The 15,907-nt window shown below is 46.8% G+C and carries 13 protein-coding genes and 1 tRNA gene; 11 read left to right on the forward strand and 3 right to left on the reverse strand.

Features of this window, described 5'->3' with window-relative positions:
- The 3 genes from G6R27_RS05530 (at window position 1) to G6R27_RS05540 (ending at window position 3,831) form a co-directional block, all read left to right on the forward strand.
- Window positions 1-1,839, forward strand: a complete 1,839-nt coding sequence (locus G6R27_RS05530; protein WP_420798195.1) for an ATP-binding protein — start codon at window positions 1-3, stop codon at window positions 1,837-1,839.
- A gap of 65 nt (window positions 1,840-1,904) precedes the next feature.
- Window positions 1,905-3,041, forward strand: a complete 1,137-nt coding sequence (locus G6R27_RS05535) for a S1C family serine protease (protein WP_420798197.1) — start codon at window positions 1,905-1,907, stop codon at window positions 3,039-3,041.
- 148 nt (window positions 3,042-3,189) lie between these two features.
- Window positions 3,190-3,831 (forward strand): deoxynucleoside kinase, encoded by a 642-nt coding sequence (locus G6R27_RS05540; protein WP_213820083.1) that lies wholly within the window; start codon window positions 3,190-3,192, stop codon window positions 3,829-3,831.
- A 73-nt stretch (window positions 3,832-3,904) separates the two neighbouring features.
- On the opposite strand, the gene G6R27_RS05545 is transcribed toward G6R27_RS05540, so the two are convergent.
- Window positions 3,905-4,861, reverse strand: coding sequence for a nucleoside hydrolase (locus tag G6R27_RS05545; protein WP_213820084.1), 957 nt, complete (start codon window positions 4,859-4,861; stop codon window positions 3,905-3,907).
- 89 nt (window positions 4,862-4,950) lie between these two features.
- Between G6R27_RS05545 and G6R27_RS05550 the strand changes: the two genes are divergently transcribed.
- Entirely contained in the window at window positions 4,951-5,964 is a 1,014-nt protein-coding gene (locus G6R27_RS05550; RefSeq protein WP_213820085.1) for an NAD(P)/FAD-dependent oxidoreductase, read from the forward strand.
- 297 nt (window positions 5,965-6,261) lie between these two features.
- Window positions 6,262-7,704: a peptidoglycan amidohydrolase family protein gene (locus G6R27_RS05555; RefSeq protein WP_230791199.1), complete on the forward strand. Its 1,443-nt coding sequence runs from the start codon at window positions 6,262-6,264 to the stop codon at window positions 7,702-7,704.
- Between the two features lie 110 nt (window positions 7,705-7,814).
- Here G6R27_RS05555 and G6R27_RS05560 read toward each other — a convergent pair.
- Together G6R27_RS05560 and G6R27_RS05565 are read right to left on the reverse strand one after the other, a co-directional pair.
- Window positions 7,815-7,887, reverse strand: a tRNA-Lys gene (locus tag G6R27_RS05560).
- 80 nt (window positions 7,888-7,967) lie between these two features.
- Window positions 7,968-8,300 (reverse strand): VOC family protein, encoded by a 333-nt coding sequence (locus tag G6R27_RS05565; RefSeq protein WP_213820086.1) that lies wholly within the window; start codon window positions 8,298-8,300, stop codon window positions 7,968-7,970.
- An 89-nt stretch (window positions 8,301-8,389) separates the two neighbouring features.
- Here G6R27_RS05565 and G6R27_RS05570 point away from each other — a divergent pair, with 89 nt between their 5' ends.
- The 6 genes from G6R27_RS05570 (at window position 8,390) to G6R27_RS05595 (ending at window position 15,904) form a co-directional block, all read left to right on the forward strand.
- Window positions 8,390-9,949: an ABC-F family ATP-binding cassette domain-containing protein gene (locus G6R27_RS05570; RefSeq protein ID WP_213820087.1), complete on the forward strand. Its 1,560-nt coding sequence runs from the start codon at window positions 8,390-8,392 to the stop codon at window positions 9,947-9,949.
- A gap of 291 nt (window positions 9,950-10,240) precedes the next feature.
- Entirely contained in the window at window positions 10,241-11,881 is a 1,641-nt protein-coding gene (locus tag G6R27_RS05575; RefSeq protein WP_213820088.1) for a peptide ABC transporter substrate-binding protein, read from the forward strand.
- Window positions 11,882-11,946: 65 nt separating this feature from the next.
- A complete protein-coding gene (locus tag G6R27_RS05580) occupies window positions 11,947-12,864 on the forward strand; it encodes an ABC transporter permease (protein WP_213820089.1) in 918 nt (305 codons plus the stop codon).
- A gap of 10 nt (window positions 12,865-12,874) precedes the next feature.
- Window positions 12,875-13,897, forward strand: a complete 1,023-nt coding sequence (locus G6R27_RS05585) for an ABC transporter permease (protein WP_213820090.1) — start codon at window positions 12,875-12,877, stop codon at window positions 13,895-13,897.
- Window positions 13,898-13,906: 9 nt separating this feature from the next.
- Window positions 13,907-14,956 (forward strand): ABC transporter ATP-binding protein, encoded by a 1,050-nt coding sequence (locus tag G6R27_RS05590; protein WP_213820091.1) that lies wholly within the window; start codon window positions 13,907-13,909, stop codon window positions 14,954-14,956.
- 3 nt (window positions 14,957-14,959) lie between these two features.
- Window positions 14,960-15,904: an ABC transporter ATP-binding protein gene (locus G6R27_RS05595; protein WP_213820092.1), complete on the forward strand. Its 945-nt coding sequence runs from the start codon at window positions 14,960-14,962 to the stop codon at window positions 15,902-15,904.
- Window positions 15,905-15,907: the final 3 nt, after the last annotated feature.

A 15,907-nucleotide genomic window follows, 5' to 3' on the forward strand; every position in this document is an offset into this window, starting at 1 on the left:
TTGTCTAAAACGCTACAATCGATTCGCTTCCGACTGTCATTAGTCTTTGTTCTCTTTTTTATTATTCTTTTTGAATCTGTGGGGATCTTTTTTGTCCACCAGATCGAATCTTCTGATTTGGTTTCCTTTGGCGACCGGTTAACTTTGCCATCCTATATGAGTAGCGAGGTGGTCAATGCCATTGAACACCCAAACGATAGCCAAGCCCAAAAGGAAATGAACCAGATTGTCGATAAATTCGATGACAAAATGGTCGATAATATCGTGGTTTACGATAATCAGGGCAAGGTTTTAACCGATCAGAACAGTCTGGAAGGAAAGAAAGCGCGCACAAAACGGCTCGATACGAATACGAAGTTAGCGTTAAAGGAAAGCAGTGCTTTTAAAAAAGTTCGAACCAATGACGGGGAAAAAGGCCAGGAAGTCATCGTCACGACCCCGTTGAAAAAGGGCAAACGAGTCGTTGGGGCTGTCGTTGTTTATGGTAGCCTGCATGCGATTTACACCAATGCAAGACGAGTGATGTGGCTTTTCATCTTGGGCGGGGTGTTAACCGTCTTGGCTGCGATCTACTTAGGGTGGATTCTTTCTCGAACCGTGACGCGACCAATCGAACAGATTGCCAAGCAAACCGCCGCTATTACAGCTGGTGACTATGCCATGGTGAACAAGATCGCCGGTAGTAATGAAATCTCTACATTGGCCCAATCGGTCAACGTCATGTCGCAAAAAATTGCTTCATCAACAGAAATGATTTCAAATGAAAAAAATCGGCTTTATTCTGTCTTGCACCACATGGCTGACGGGGTGTTGTTGACGGATGCGCGTGGTCGGCTGACCATTATCAACCAAGCCGCCTCAAATTATCTAAAAGTCAACGAATATGAAGCCTTGGGGCAGCCGGTCTTTGATATTTTAGACTTGCCTGAATACCAGAGCATTCGCGATCTGATTAAGACTAAAAAGCCATTTACAATGGATCTAGGTGAGCGGATCATCGAAATCCGAATTTCGATGATAAAAGATCCATCTGGTATGATCAATTCGTTGATTTTGATCTTGCATGACGTCACCATTCAATTGAAGACGGAAGCCGATCGAAAGACCTTTGTGTCCAATGTTTCCCATGAATTAAGAACCCCACTGACTTCTGTGACGTCCTACGTGGAAGCCTTAATGGAAGGGGCGAAAAATGATCCAGAAATCTTGGACAACTTTTTGGGCGTGATTCAAAATGAAACTGACCGCATGTCGCGGATGGTCGAAGACCTTCTGGAGCTCTCCCGAATTGATAGGGGAACGCTGAAGGTGAAAACAGAGCTGGTTAATTTGAACAGCATGTTGAATTTTGTTTTGAATCGTTTCGATATGATCCTTAAAACGGATCATGAAGGGGACGGTCATTTACCGCCATTAAAAATCATTCGTCATATTCCAGAAAGCGAGCTTTGGGTTGATGTCGATCACGATAAGGTGATGCAGGTGATGGATAATCTATTGAACAATGCTGTCAAATATTCCCCGGATGGTGGCACGATTGAGGTTAGCCTTGAAAAGGTCAATGACCGCGCTCAAGTTAGCATCACTGACCAGGGGTTGGGTATTCCACAAAAGGATTTGAAACAAGTGTTCAACCGTTTCTTCCGGGTCGATAAATCGCGCTCGCGTTCCCTTGGGGGAACGGGGCTTGGATTAGCTATTTCAAAAGAGGTTATCGAAGCATTTGGTGGTAAAATTTGGGTAGAGTCCAAAGAAGGGGTTGGCTCAACCTTCCGATTCGATCTGGCTGTTGTAGAAGACGAACTTTTGTCGTCTGACAAGCAGTGGGATGATGATTAAGCCGGCACATTAATCTTTGCTTAATGGTCGTTAGCTAAGCTAAGTAAAGCAAAAATTTGGAGTGAATCATGGATAATAAGCTCACGAAAATTCTTTTGGCTGGTGCTTTTGCTGGCCTGATTGGTGGTTCTGCTGTTTTGGCCGGACAAGAAATCTACCAAAATTATCAAGTCACCCACTCGAAGGTGTTGACTAGCGCGAAAAGCAGCAAAAAAATGAGTTCATCAGACACCGCCTCGACGGCTTATAACAAAGTCGCTAACGCCGTTGTCTCGGTGATTAATTTTAAGAAAAACGGCTCTTCTTATACGGAATCGTCCGAAGGTTCCGGAGTTGTCTACAAAAAGGGGGATGGCTCTGCATTCATCGTGACAAATAATCACGTGATTGACGGGGCAGCTAAAGTTCAGATTTTGACGAATTCGAATCGAACGGTGGTGGCTGAATTGGTCGGCAAAGATTCCATGACCGATTTGGCAGTCTTGAAGGTGACAGATGCTGACGATTTGACAGCGGCTTCCTTTGGGGATTCCGAAAAGATCTCCGTTGGCCAACGGGTCTTGGCCATTGGTTCGCCCCTTGGTTCAGAATATGCTTCTTCTGTAACGGAAGGAATTATTTCGGCCACGAAGCGCTTAGTTAATGCGGACGATTCGTCGAATAATAGTTATGGTGGCTCAACGGTTATTCAGACCGATGCGGCCATTAACCCTGGAAACTCTGGTGGACCATTGATCAATTTGGCTGGCCAGATTGTCGGAATTAACTCGATGAAATTGTCTTCTTCTTCATCGGGAACGTCGGTGGAAGGAATCGGTTTTGCCATTCCGTCTGATCAAGTGGTCGACATCGTCAATAAGTTGGTTAAATTTGGTAAGGTGACTCGCCCAGCCTTGGGTATTTCGATGATTAACCTGTCTCAGGTGCCTGCAGACGAGCAGAAATCAACGCTGAAGTTACCAACAGACGTGGCCAATGGTGTTGTCGTCTACAAGGTAAATGCTGGCTCACCAGCCTCTAAGGCCGGTCTGAAGAAGTATGATCTGATCGTTGGAATTGATGGACAGCAAGTCTCGACACAGGCTGATCTGCGTGAGAAGCTCTACCAGCACAAGGTCGGCGACAAGGTGAAGTTGACGTATTATCATGGCAGCGAAAAGAAGACGGTGACGGTTAAGTTGAACCAGAGCCTGCAATCGTAAACAAATGGTAATATCACTTTAAAACAGCCTAAGCGCAACGCTTAGGCTGTTTTTTATTGCCCTTCAAAAGCAATTTTAAAAAGTCAAGACTACTGGTTATTTTCGAACTTTGCTATACTAAAAAAAGTGAAAGTTTAGGAGAAAAAACATGATTGTATTGGCAGGAACAATTGGCGCCGGAAAGACGTCACTCACAGATATTTTGGCCGAACACATGGGGGCCAAGGCCTACTATGAAAGCGTGGAAGATAATCCAATTTTGCCACTCTTTTACAAGGACCCAAAGAAGTATGCTTTCTTGCTTCAGGTCTATTTCCTAAACAGTCGATTGGATCAAATTATGGCAGCGCAAAAAGAAGAGCGAACCATTATCGATCGGTCGATCTTTGAAGATTCGCTGCTCTTCCAGTTAAATGCCGATCTGGGTCGAGCCACCCAGACTGAAGTTGATATCTACAAAGATTTACTAAATAACGTCTTGGAAGAAGTTGACGAAGAGCGGCAATTGAAGACACCAGACTTGTTGATTCACGTTCGCGTTTCCTTGGATACGATGTTAAAGCGGATTGCAAAGCGCGGCCGGCCCTATGAACAAGTCGAGCAAGATCCCGCTCTTTACCAGTATTATAAGGATCTGAATCAGCGTTACGAAGAGTGGTTTGACAATTACGATCGATCGCCTAAATTAGTGATTAATGGAGACGAGCTGAACTTTGTCGAAGATGCCGCCGCTCGAGAAACGGTCTTACAAATGATCGATGCCAAATTGGCTGAAGTCAACGCAGGTTAAAAGAAAAACACCTCCCAGAATTTGGCAAAAGCCAGCTGGTGAGGTGTTTTTTTGAATGAAATTAGGCTTGCACTTAGGCCAAGACCTTTAACATCATCTTTTGGAAGTCTGCTACGAAACGATCTTGGTCGACCAAGATCGCCGCTTTGGAGGTGACCGGCTCCAAAAGCTTGGACGTGTCACCGATTGTCCGACCATAATCCCCAGATTCACGGTCGGTTGTGACGATCATGTTCAAAGGCAGGGTGTCGATATAGTCCGGTTGAACGGCAACGGCAACAGCTAGCGGATCGTGTAAAGCTGCCCCTCTTTTATCGATGTCAAGCGTCGCGTAGGCGTCAATATAAAAGTCCATGATATCGGCGTAGAGTTGGGCTTTTTTACTGCCCAAAGCGCGCCAAGCGGCTGTTTCTTTTTTGGTTAGAAGCGTACGTAATGTAACGTCCAAGCCAACCATTGTGAGCCTTTCTTGTTCTTTAAAAACGGTGTTGGCTGCTTCTGGGTCTTGGTTAATGTTCGCCTCTGTAAATGGTGTCACGTTGCCAGGAACGGTTAAAGCGCCTCCCATCAATGTCGTCTGGCCAATCAACTGGCCGATCGCGGGGTCTTTTTTAAGGGCCAAAGCCAAATTGGTCAAAGGACCAGTTGGCAAGTAAATGAGCTTTTCTTGGTATTGGTGGGCGGATTCAATTAAGAAGTCGATACCAGACTGTTGCTCGACTTGGCGCTTGGACTTGGGGACGTCGACATTGCCAACACCGTTTTTTCCATGGATTAACTTGGATACAGGCATTGTGTCGAAGTCCTCTGTTGTTGTCGAATGGGCGGCGCCGTGAAAGACCGGCACATCCTTTGCGCCCAAAAGATCGAGTAGGTTCAGTGAATTAGCTGCTGTTACGGGCATTAAGTTGTTCCCGTACGAGGCGATAATACCGATTAGATCGATGTCGTCATGGCCGATGGCATAGGCTAGAGCGAGCGCGTCATCGATTCCCGTATCGAGATCTAGAATCATTTTGTAACGTGACATTGAAAGTCTCCTTTGTTTCGGTACAATAAGTATAGCAAAAAAATGATGAAATCATGTGCGTGATTCGAGAAAGAATTGGTTAATTCCGAATGAATGATACAAATTCAAAAGAAATGTACGACATTGTAGTAGTTGGCGCTGGTCCAGTGGGGCTATTTGCCGGCTATTATGCTTCCTTGCGTGATGCCAAGGTGTTGATCATCGAAGCCAAAGAAACAGTTGGCGGCCAGGTCAAAGCGCTTTATCCAGACAAGAAAATCTGGGATGTGGCAGGTTTAGCCGGTGAGACGGGACGGCAATTAATCGAAGGGTTGAAAACACAAGCCAAGCGTTTTGACACACCGATCCGAACCAATACCCGGCTGACTGGTTTAAAGAAGGAAGCGGGGTACTTTGTCTTAGAACTCAACGCTGGTGAGCAAGAGCTGCTTTCAAAAACCGTGATTTTGGCAACGGGAAAGGGAGCTTTTGAACCCCGGCGCTTGCAAGTGGTAAACGAAAGCGCCCTTCTTAAAAGCGGCCTTTCTTACGAGGCTATAAAGCTAGCGGAATTTGCTGGCAAGCGCGTGGCGGTATTAGGTGGGGGTGATTCAGCCGTCGACCTGGCCAATGAATTGGCTAACCTCTCTGAAGAGACTTATCTGATTCACCGGCGGGAGAATTTCCGTGCCATGGAACAGTCTGTCAAGCAGCTCAATGCGTCTTCGGTCATACAAAAGACGCCTTACAAGGTTCAAGCCGTCCGACAAATGCCTTCGGGCCAATTGCTGATTAGCTTGGCTGACCCAAAACAAGAAGGACAAATCGAACAGTTGCTGGTCGACCGCTTAGTCGTCCAATACGGTTTTAAAACAGCCGGACAAGAAATCCGTGATTGGCCCATCGACCTAAACTGGGATAAAGCGGGCTTAGTGGTTTCGGAACAGATCAAGACCAAGCAAGAAGGGCTTTTTGCCATCGGTGATCTGAGCTCCTATCCAGAACACGTCGACTTGATCGCCACTGGTTTTGGTCAGGCGCCGGCCGCCGTAAACGCCGCCTTAGCTCTTTCAGCTCCTGAAAAAGGCGGACCTGGTCACTCTTCTTCTTTGCCAATCGAATAATGTTAGAAACAGCGCAGAAGCGCTGTTTTTTGGTCCACTTCGATCTGTTTGGCTAGAAAATGGCCACATGTGTCTTTTCCCCTTTTCTTTTTAGTATGCGCCCTTTTTATAAAAAGAAGAAGATGCCTGGCAAAAGAGGGGTGTTTACCGCCCTAACTGACATAAAAGTCATGGAGGGGTTTCGATTTTCAAAAGATGGTTAAGCAAAGGTTAAGCCTGGTGGGCTTTGCTTTTATTCTGCCTTGACTCTGCTAATCTATAGTGGAGAAGCGCTATAGATTGAAATGGAGGTTAACCATGGAAAATAATACAATGAAGCAACTCAGCAAGCGCCTGATGGTCACTGCCGGAGCGACGACTTTGGCAGCCACAGGAGCTGTCCTGGGGGCAACGGTTGTTGGTAACGCTCAAACGGTATCCGCAAACGAAACCAGCCAAACGGAAAACTTGAATCAATGGACAGCCAATACGGCTGAGCAAATTCAGGCTTCCGTCAAGGAACAACAAGTCAAGAATTTGGCTGATTACAAAGTCCAATGGGGGGATACCCTGTCGGCGATTGCGGATTCGTTTGGCATGACGACTGATGAGGCAGCTAAGCAAATGGGCTTGTCTGACCAAGGCCTTTTGGTTGCCGGACAACACATGAGTAAGCAAGCTGGCATCATCCAAGGATTGAAGGATGCCGGTTACTTGCAAGACGAGCAACAAACGACTCAGGCCGATCTTGGAAACGGCGATCAAAACTTGATTGTACTCCAAAAGGGAACGCCAACTTTGGATGATGGAAAAGCAACGCAAAGTCAGACCTCCGATGGTGTGGTAAATAACCAATCCGGTTCACAATCTGGAGCGGATGCGGCTTACCAGCAAGGGTCACAGGCTGCAGCGGATAGCCAAGCAGCCTCATTGGCTGACTCACAGGCCCAAGCTTCCAAAGCCCAGGCATCGCAAGCACAATCTGCAGCAAGTACTAGTGCCAGCCAAAGCCAAGAAGCTGCAAGTACCAGTGCAAGCCAAAGCCAAGCGCCGGCCTCATCTGCTGCGACAAGTTCAGCGGATCAGAGTGAATCACAAGCTAATTCAAGCGCCAATCAAGCAGCTACTGACGAGGCTTCTACTGATGAGGGCCTTGCTAACAAGATGGGCGATGATTCAAACCAAGCTGACAACGGTGCGGTTGACTCGCAAGGTTCTGTCACGCAAACGAGCTACACGCCAGCACAACCAGCAGCACAAGAAAACAATAGTCAAGCAGCAAACAACGATACGCAAAACCAACGCGTGGACAGTGAAGCTGTGATTAACTGGTTCTATAACCACATGGGCCGTTTGACTTATAATATGTCAGGTTCACGTAATGGTGCCGATGGGACGGCGGATTGTTCCGGTTCCATGGTGGAAGCCATGTATGAAGCCGGCGCATCAAAGCCAGCTTACCTGTACAACACAGATTCGATGCATAGCTATCTTCAAGAAAACGGCTATCACCTGGTATCAACCAACACGCCTTGGGAGGCCGAGCGTGGTGACATTGTCATCTGGGGACAACGCGGGGCTTCAGGCGGTTCAGCCGGCCACGTGCAAATCATGACGGATGCAAACAATGCCATTTCGGTTAACTATGCACACGGGGACCAAGCAGGGGCGGCGGTTTCAACTTGGAATTACAACAACGCCTACTTCTACAATCAAAAAGCGAACGGCGGAAGCCTGGCTTACTACGTCTACCGTCAGTAAGATCGTTAATGAAAAAGCATCGGTTGTCTCTTTTAGAGCACCGGTGCTTTTTTGTGTGGTGAAATTGAACAAAAAAAGGCCAGCACCGAAGTGCTAGCCTTTTAATGAGATGGTCAGTCAGGGGCTCGAACCCTGGACCCACGGATTAAGAGTCCGTTGCTCTACCAACTGAGCTAACTGACCAATTGTTTTAAACAACAGATATTATTGTAGCATGGTGACCCTAGCCAGGCAAGGCTTTTTATAGAAAAAAGTAAAGAAATTTAATCCAAATTGCCTTCGACCGTTACTTGGTTTCCTTCGGAATCGGTGACAGTTAACGCCACTTTACCACCGAAACGTTCTTCCCTTTTTAAAATGCGGACAAAGTTATTCTTAAAATGTTGCTGCAACGCCGCTTCGTGATCCCGAACCAACAACTCGAAGTCTGTTTCAAGAGGCCCTGTGACAAAGGCGAGTTCTTCGTGATCAACAGCTAAGCGCCGCTCTTCTTGGCTGCCTACTTGGGGTAAATCAAAGACGTCACGCCAAAAACGGTACGCCCGGTTTTGGTCGGTTGCGGGGATTTTCTTTTTGTTTAGCTTACGGACTTTCATCAAATACTCCTTGGTTTCTTCTTACTAGTATAGGCCATGCCTTTTGGCTTTGCTATTTAAATCTTCTAAAATGTGCTAGAATTAGGGCTATGGCATTATTAGAAGTAAGTGGGCTGTCAATGGCCTACGCAGAAAAAACCTTATACGAAGACGCGAGTCTGGAACTCCAGGCGGGCGAGCACATGGGCATTGTCGGTCAAAACGGTGCCGGTAAGTCAACGTTGATCCGGATTTTGACTGGGCAAGTGTTGCCGCTTTCTGGAAAAATTGAGTGGGCCAAAAACTTAAAAATTGGCTACTTGGACCAGTATGCTGAAATTCCAGCGGGGATGACCTTGGTGGCTTTTTTGCACACGGCCTACCAAGATCTCTACGATAAGCAAGACAAAATGACCGCCTTGTACGAAAAGTACGCGGCGACGGCTGATGATAAATTACTTGAAAAAGCGGGGCGCTTCCAAGAAGAGTTGGACGCTGCTGGTTTTTATGAAGTCGACACGGAAATCGAACGGGTCATTTCCGGTTTGGGGTTGGAATCCATTGGTCGTGATCGCGAACTCGAACACATGTCAGGTGGGCAACGGGCCAAGGTGATCTTGGCGAAGCTCTTACTTGAAAATGATGACGTTATCATTTTGGATGAGCCCACCAACTACTTGGATGTTTCCCACATTGAGTGGTTGGAAGGCTTCTTGCAAAACTTTTCTGGCGCTGCCATGATCATCTCCCACGACTTTGACTTTTTGGATCAGGTCACAAACGCTATTGCGGATGTTTCTTTCGGCAAGATCACGAAGTATCGTGGTTCTTTCCAAAAGGCGATGCGCCAAAAAGCGGAACGGGCTGATCAGCAGATTCGGGAATATGAAAAGCAGCAGGAAGAAATCGCCAAGGCCGAAAAGTTTATCGCCAAAAACAAGGCCCGTGCCTCCACTTCTAAGCAGGCCCGTTCTCGAGAAAAGATGCTGGCCCGCATGGACCGTGTCGAGCCACCGCAAGAAAATTTGAAGGCCAAGTTTAATTTCCCTTACGTGAATTCGCAATCCGCTGCCGCTTTGACGGTCACGAATTTGTCCGTTGGGTATGAACAACCCATTTTGGAACCGGTGTCCTTTTCGATTACGTCTGAAAAGAAGTTGGTCTTTGCTGGCTTCAACGGGGCTGGTAAGTCAACCTTGATTAAGTCGATCCTGGGTGACATTCCAAAGCTTGGTGGAACGGTCGAGTTCTCGCCATCTGCTGTGGTGAACTACTTTGACCAGGATTTGGACTGGGACAACGATCAGCAAACGCCTTTGCAGGCCATGCAGGATCTATTCCCAACAATCCTGCCAAAGGAGCTCCGACAGCGTCTGGCAGGGGCCGGCATTAATTCCGAGAATGCGCAAAAGCCCCTTTTCCAACTTTCTGGAGGAGAGCAAACCAAGGTCAAGCTGGCCATCATGGAAATGAAGCCATCGAACTTCTTAATTCTCGATGAGCCAACTAACCACTTGGATGAAGAAACAAAGAACGCTTTGTACAAGGCGATTAAGGCCTTCCCGGGAAACGCCATCATCGTTTCCCACGAAGTTTCCTTTACCAAGGACTTGGCGGATCAGACGTTAAACGTTGCCGCACTATCTTACAAAGAAAATCCGGAAGGATAAAAAAGCACACGCAGGTGTGCTTTTTTTGTGGACATTTATGAAAAAGCGGACCATTGCCGAAGCATTGAATAGGCAAATAATGAGTATTTTGACGCTGGTTTGGCCTTTTACAACACCGACCTCTTTGATTTTGTAATAAAATGGTAAAAAATCGTCTTTTTACCCATTGTTAAGGCGTTTTTATCGAGTTTATTGAATTTTTATTAGTTAATTATTAGAAAATTATTTGAAAGTTAAAATTTTATCTGATACTATTAATTCAACATTAAAAAGCGCCGGGAGGTCAGGAAAATGAAAAGATGGCAGAAATGGACAACGGCTGTCGTTGTTGTCGCTGCTGTTGCGGGTGGAACCAAAGCAGCAGGTTGGTGGGGCTCGAACCCAAGTTCAGATAAGAATACGTTGAATTACGCGATGCCAACGGATATTCAAACGTTGGATATTTCAAAGGCAACGGACCAGTATTCGAACTTGGTTTTGGGAAACACAGAATCAAACTTGTTGCGTGTCAACGCAAAGGGTGAACCCGCTCCTGACCTGGCGAAGTCCTATCAGGTATCAGACGATGGGCTGACCTACACAGTTGAACTTCGCTCTGGTCTGAAGTGGTCAGATGGCTCAAAGTTGACGGCACAAGATGTCGTTTACTCATGGCAACGAATGGTTAACCCTAAGACGGCTTCACAGTATGCGTCATTGGCTTCAGGGGTTTTGAATGCTGATGACATCATGGCCGGAAAGAAGGATGTCTCCGAGTTGGGTGTATCGGCTTCAGGAAACACGATTACCTTTAAGTTGGATCACGCCATGCCACAGTTCAAGTATCTCTTGGCCTTTGCTAACTTCGCCCCACAAAAGCAGGCTTATGTAAGCAAGGAAGGCGACAAGTACGGAACGACTTCTGAAAAGCAAATTTACTCTGGTGCCTATAAGTTTGAAGGCTGGAACGGAACCAACGGTAAGTTCAAGATGGTCAAAAACGACAACTATTGGGATGCCAAGAACGTGAAGACCAAGACGGTCAATTGGCAAGTTGTTAAAAACGCCGACACGGCTTTGAAGCTCTACAAGCAGGGTAAGATCGATCGAGTATCCATCTCGAACTCCCCTGAAATGTACTCAGCTAACAAGAACAACAAGGATGTGAAGTCAACGGCCGTTGCCGCTGCTACTTATCTGGAGTACAACCAGGCCAACAACGCCTTCTTGAAGAATGAAAAGATTCGTCAGGCATTGAACCTGGCTACGAACCGAACAGAATTGGCGTCACAGGCAACGGGTGGTTCGCGTGATGCTGCACAGTCACTGGTTTCAAAGGGATTGACCAAGACGACAACTGGTGAAGACCTGTCGGCTTACGTAAAGCCAGGCTACACATACGATAAGAAGAAGGCACAAGAACTCTTCAAGCAAGGATTGGCAGAAGTCAACCAAGGTAAGATGAAGGTGACGATCGAAACGGATGCGGATGCGGTGATCTCAAAGAACACGGTTGATTACATCAAGCAGGCTTGGGAATCAACCTTTGGATCTGACATCGAAGTGACGGAAAAGATCGTGCCATTCAAGCAACGTTTGAAGGATTCACAGGCTGGTGACTTTGACATCGTAGTAACTAATTGGAACGGTGACTACCAAGATGGTTCTACTTTCTATGACCTCTTTGCAAGCAAGGATGCTGGTTATAACCAAGGACGCTTTACTAACGATGCTTACTTCGCAGCCGTGAAGAAGGCCGAAACGACGGATGCAACGAATGCTTCTGCTCGTCAAGACGACTTCAAGGATGCCGAAAAGGCCTTGATGGAGGAAGCCAACATTAACCCACTTTACTCATGGAAGGCCAGCTCGCTGGTTCGTTCAAACGTGAAGGGTGTTGTTGAAAGCCCAGTTGGCTTAACACTTGATTTGACTTACGCACACCGTAAGTAATTGAAAGATAAGAGAGTCGGCGAAAGCCGACTTTCGTACATATTTGTAACTAAAGGAGAGACCTTATGGCCCGCTATATATTGAAACGTCTATTGATCCTGGTGTTAACTCTTTGGATCGTGGTCACGGCCACCTTTTTCCTGATGCAGATTCTGCCGGGAACGCCATACAACAACCCCAAGCTGACGGCTTCTGCCATTGAGCAGCTGAATGCCACCTATGGGTTGGATAAACCAGTTATTGTTCAATATTTTGACTATATCGTTAACCTCCTACACGGAGACATGGGCACGTCCTTTCAGTATCAGAACCAATCGGTTTCCATGCTGATCGGGCAACGGTTGCCAATCTCAGCCCAACTGGGTGTGCAGGCGCTGATTGTCGGGGTGTTAATTGGTCTGTGGTTCGGTGCTGTTTCTGCCCGCCACCAAAATGAAAAGTTGGATGGTTTCTTGGGTGTGATCTCAACCCTTGGTATCTCAACACCATCCTTCATCCTGGCCATCGTCTTGCTCTTTATCTTCGGGTATCAGTTGGATTGGCTACCCGTTTCGGGATGGGGCGATTCCTTTTCACAGACGATTTTGCCGACCCTTGCCTTAGCGGTTGGACCGGCAGCCATTACGACTCGTTTTGTTCGTTCCGAAATGATTGAAGTTCTCCATTCGGATTACATTCAATTAGCACGGGCCAAGGGAATTGGCGAAGGTCAAGTGATCAAACGCCATGCCTACCGCAATTCGATGATTCCAATTTTGACTTTGATTGGACCGATGACGGCTAACCTGTTGACAGGATCAACACTGGTCGAAAACATCTTTTCGGTTCCAGGAATTGGGCAGCAGTTTGTTTCATCAATTCCAACAAAGGATTATCCCGTTATCATGGGAACCACCATTATCTATGCTTTGATGTTGATGGTGATGATTTTGATTACGGATATTTTGACAGCGATCGTCGATCCGCGGGTTCGCTTAGACTAGGAGGAAAGTCATGGAAGCAAGTCAAGAATTTACCTTGGTGGGCATCAAAAACGAAGCTGCCACGGAAAAAATTAACAAGCCAACACTGACCTTCTGGCAGTCGGTCTGGCACCGGTTGAAGAAGAATAAGTTGGCCGTTGTGTCGCTATACTTCTTAGTTGCCATTGCGATCTTTGCATTGGGTTCAACCGCTGTTTTGTCGCAAAGCGACGCTAATCAATTCAATACCAACACAGGGGCTAAGTATAAAAGCTTGCCGCCAAAGTCAGGGCTGCCCATTCCTTTCTGGGATGGTACTGGAACGGTTCTTGGTTCGGCTGATAAAGTGGATGTTTACGAACAAAATGATGTGAAGCAAAACTTCCTCTTAGGAACGGACAACCTTGGTCGTTCACTTGGTAAGCGTGTGACGGTCGGATTGCGAATTTCGCTTTTCGTCGCACTGGCTGCAACCGCGATTGATTTAATCTTTGGGGTATCCTACGGGTTGATCTCTGGTTGGTTCGGTGGCTGGGTCGATACGATTATGCAGCGTATTATCGAAGTGATTTCGGCGATCCCGACGCTGGTTGTTGTGACGCTTTTGGCCATGCTTTTTGGTTCAGGAATTGGTTCGATTATCTTAGCCATTGCCCTGACCAATTGGGTGTCCATGGCTCGGCAGGTGCGAAATCAAACGTTGACCTTAAAGGAACGGGATTTTGTTTTGGCGGCTAAAACCCTTGGGGGTTCAGGACCTAAAATTGCGGTCAAACACCTGGTCCCAAACATGGCGGGAACGATTATTGTTCAAGTGATGATGACCATTCCGGCAGCCATCATGTTTGAAGCGGTTCTGTCAGCGATTAACTTGGGTGTGAAAGCCCCAACGGCCTCTCTTGGAACGCTGATCGCTGATTCTCAGTCCATGTTGCAATACTATCCTTACCAGATTCTTATTCCGGCAACCATTTTGGTTCTCGTTTCACTGGCCTTTATTCTCTTAGGTGACGGCTTGCGGGACGCTTTTGATCCAAAAATGCTGGATGAATAGGAGACTTCTATGCAAGCGCCCATTTTACAAGTGAAAAATTTATCGGTTTCCTTTCAAACGTATGCAGGGGTTGTTCAGGCCATCCGTGGTGTTGACTTTGACTTGAAAAAAGGGGAAACTTTGGCCATTGTTGGTGAATCCGGATCAGGTAAATCCGTCACAACAAAGACCTTGCTTGGGTTGAATGCGCCCAACGCATCCGTTAAAAAAGAAAGCCAAATCTTACTTGGCCAGGACAACTTGGCCAGTTACATGGAAAAAGATTGGGACCAAGTGCGTGGTGCTAAAATCGCCATGGTTTTCCAAGATCCGATGACGTCGCTCGACCCAACCATGACAATCGGCAAACAAATTGCCGAACCAATGGAAAAGCATTTGGGGATGTCGTCAAAAGAATCTGAAAAAGCGGCGTTGACCTTGATGAAAGATGTGGGAATTCCTGATGCTGAAAAGCATATCAACGATTATCCGCACCAATGGTCAGGAGGAATGCGCCAACGCGCTGTGATCGCCATTGCGTTGGCAGCCGAACCAGATATTTTAATTGCAGATGAACCAACGACAGCGTTGGATGTGACGATCCAAGCCCAGATCATTAATGTGATTAAAGCCCAGCAGAAGAAGCGGGATATGTCGGTTATCTTTATTACCCACGACTTGGGTGTGGTGGCCAATGTTGCTGACCGTGTGGCGGTGATGTATGCTGGCAAGATTGTTGAAAAGGGAACCGTTAACGAAATTTTCTATAATCCAAAACATCCCTATACATGGGGACTTCTCTCATCCATGCCAACGACGTCAACGGCCCTTGGGTCCTTGCACGCCATTCCAGGAACACCACCCGATTTGCTCTATCCACCGAAGGGTGATGCCTTTGCGAACCGTAATGATTATGCACTAGACATCGATCATGAGAAACAACCACCGTTCTTTAAGGTTTCGGATACACACGAGGCCGCTACTTGGTTGCTTGATGAACGGGCACCGAAGGTGGAGCCACCGATGGAAATTCAAAAACGTCAAGCGTATTGGCGAGAAAACTTTGTAAAGGAGGGGTAAACGATGCAAAATCCAGCTGCCAAAAAGCAAGTGGCAATCAAAAACGTCACCCTGACTTTTAACAAGGGAAAGAAAAACGAAAACAAAGCCTTGGACAATGTTTCCTTTGATATCTACGAGGGCGAAACCTTTGGACTGGTTGGGGAATCGGGTTCAGGGAAGACAACCCTTGGACGTTCCGTTTTAAAGTTATACGAACCAGATTCGGGTTCCATCACTTTTGACGGTCAAGAAATTACGAGAATGAAGCGTAAAGAATTGGGTGATTTTCGTCGGAAGGCCCAAATGATTTTCCAAGATCCTCAGGCTTCTTTAAATGGTCGCTTGACCGTATCCAATATTTTGGGTGAAGGACTAGATGAAGCGGGTTATCCAAAGGATAAAGAGAAGCGACGCAAAAAGATCTTGGAACTTTTGGAAATGGTCGGCTTGAACGAAGATCACGCTTCTCGTTATCCACACGAATTCTCTGGTGGTCAGAAACAACGAATCGGGATCGCCCGTGCTTTGGCGGTTAAGCCGAAGTTTGTGATTGCCGATGAGCCGATCTCTGCCTTGGATGTTTCCGTTCAAGCACAGGTGGTTAATTTGTTGGCTCAGTTGCAAAAAGATCACGGTTTGACTTATTTGTTTATCGCTCACGATTTGGCTATGGTGAAATATCTGTCCGATCGAATTGGCGTGCTTCACTGGGGAAAATTGGTGGAAATTGGGACGGCCGACCAGGTCTACCACCATGCGTTGCATCCTTATACGAAGTCGTTGTTGTCAGCGGTTCCAGAGCCCGATCCTGTTAAGGAAAAGGCCCACCACGTGACGAGTTACGATCCTTCTTTTGAAAAAGATGGACAGGATCGGCAAATGGTCGAAGTTGAAAGTGGTCATTTTGTTCTGGCAACGCCATCTGAAGCTGAAAAGTACAAAGAAAAGCAGAATGAATGGCAGTGAAAA

This window comes from Fructobacillus papyriferae (assembly GCF_018437225.1).
Taxonomy (GTDB): domain Bacteria; phylum Bacillota; class Bacilli; order Lactobacillales; family Lactobacillaceae; genus Fructobacillus; species Fructobacillus papyriferae.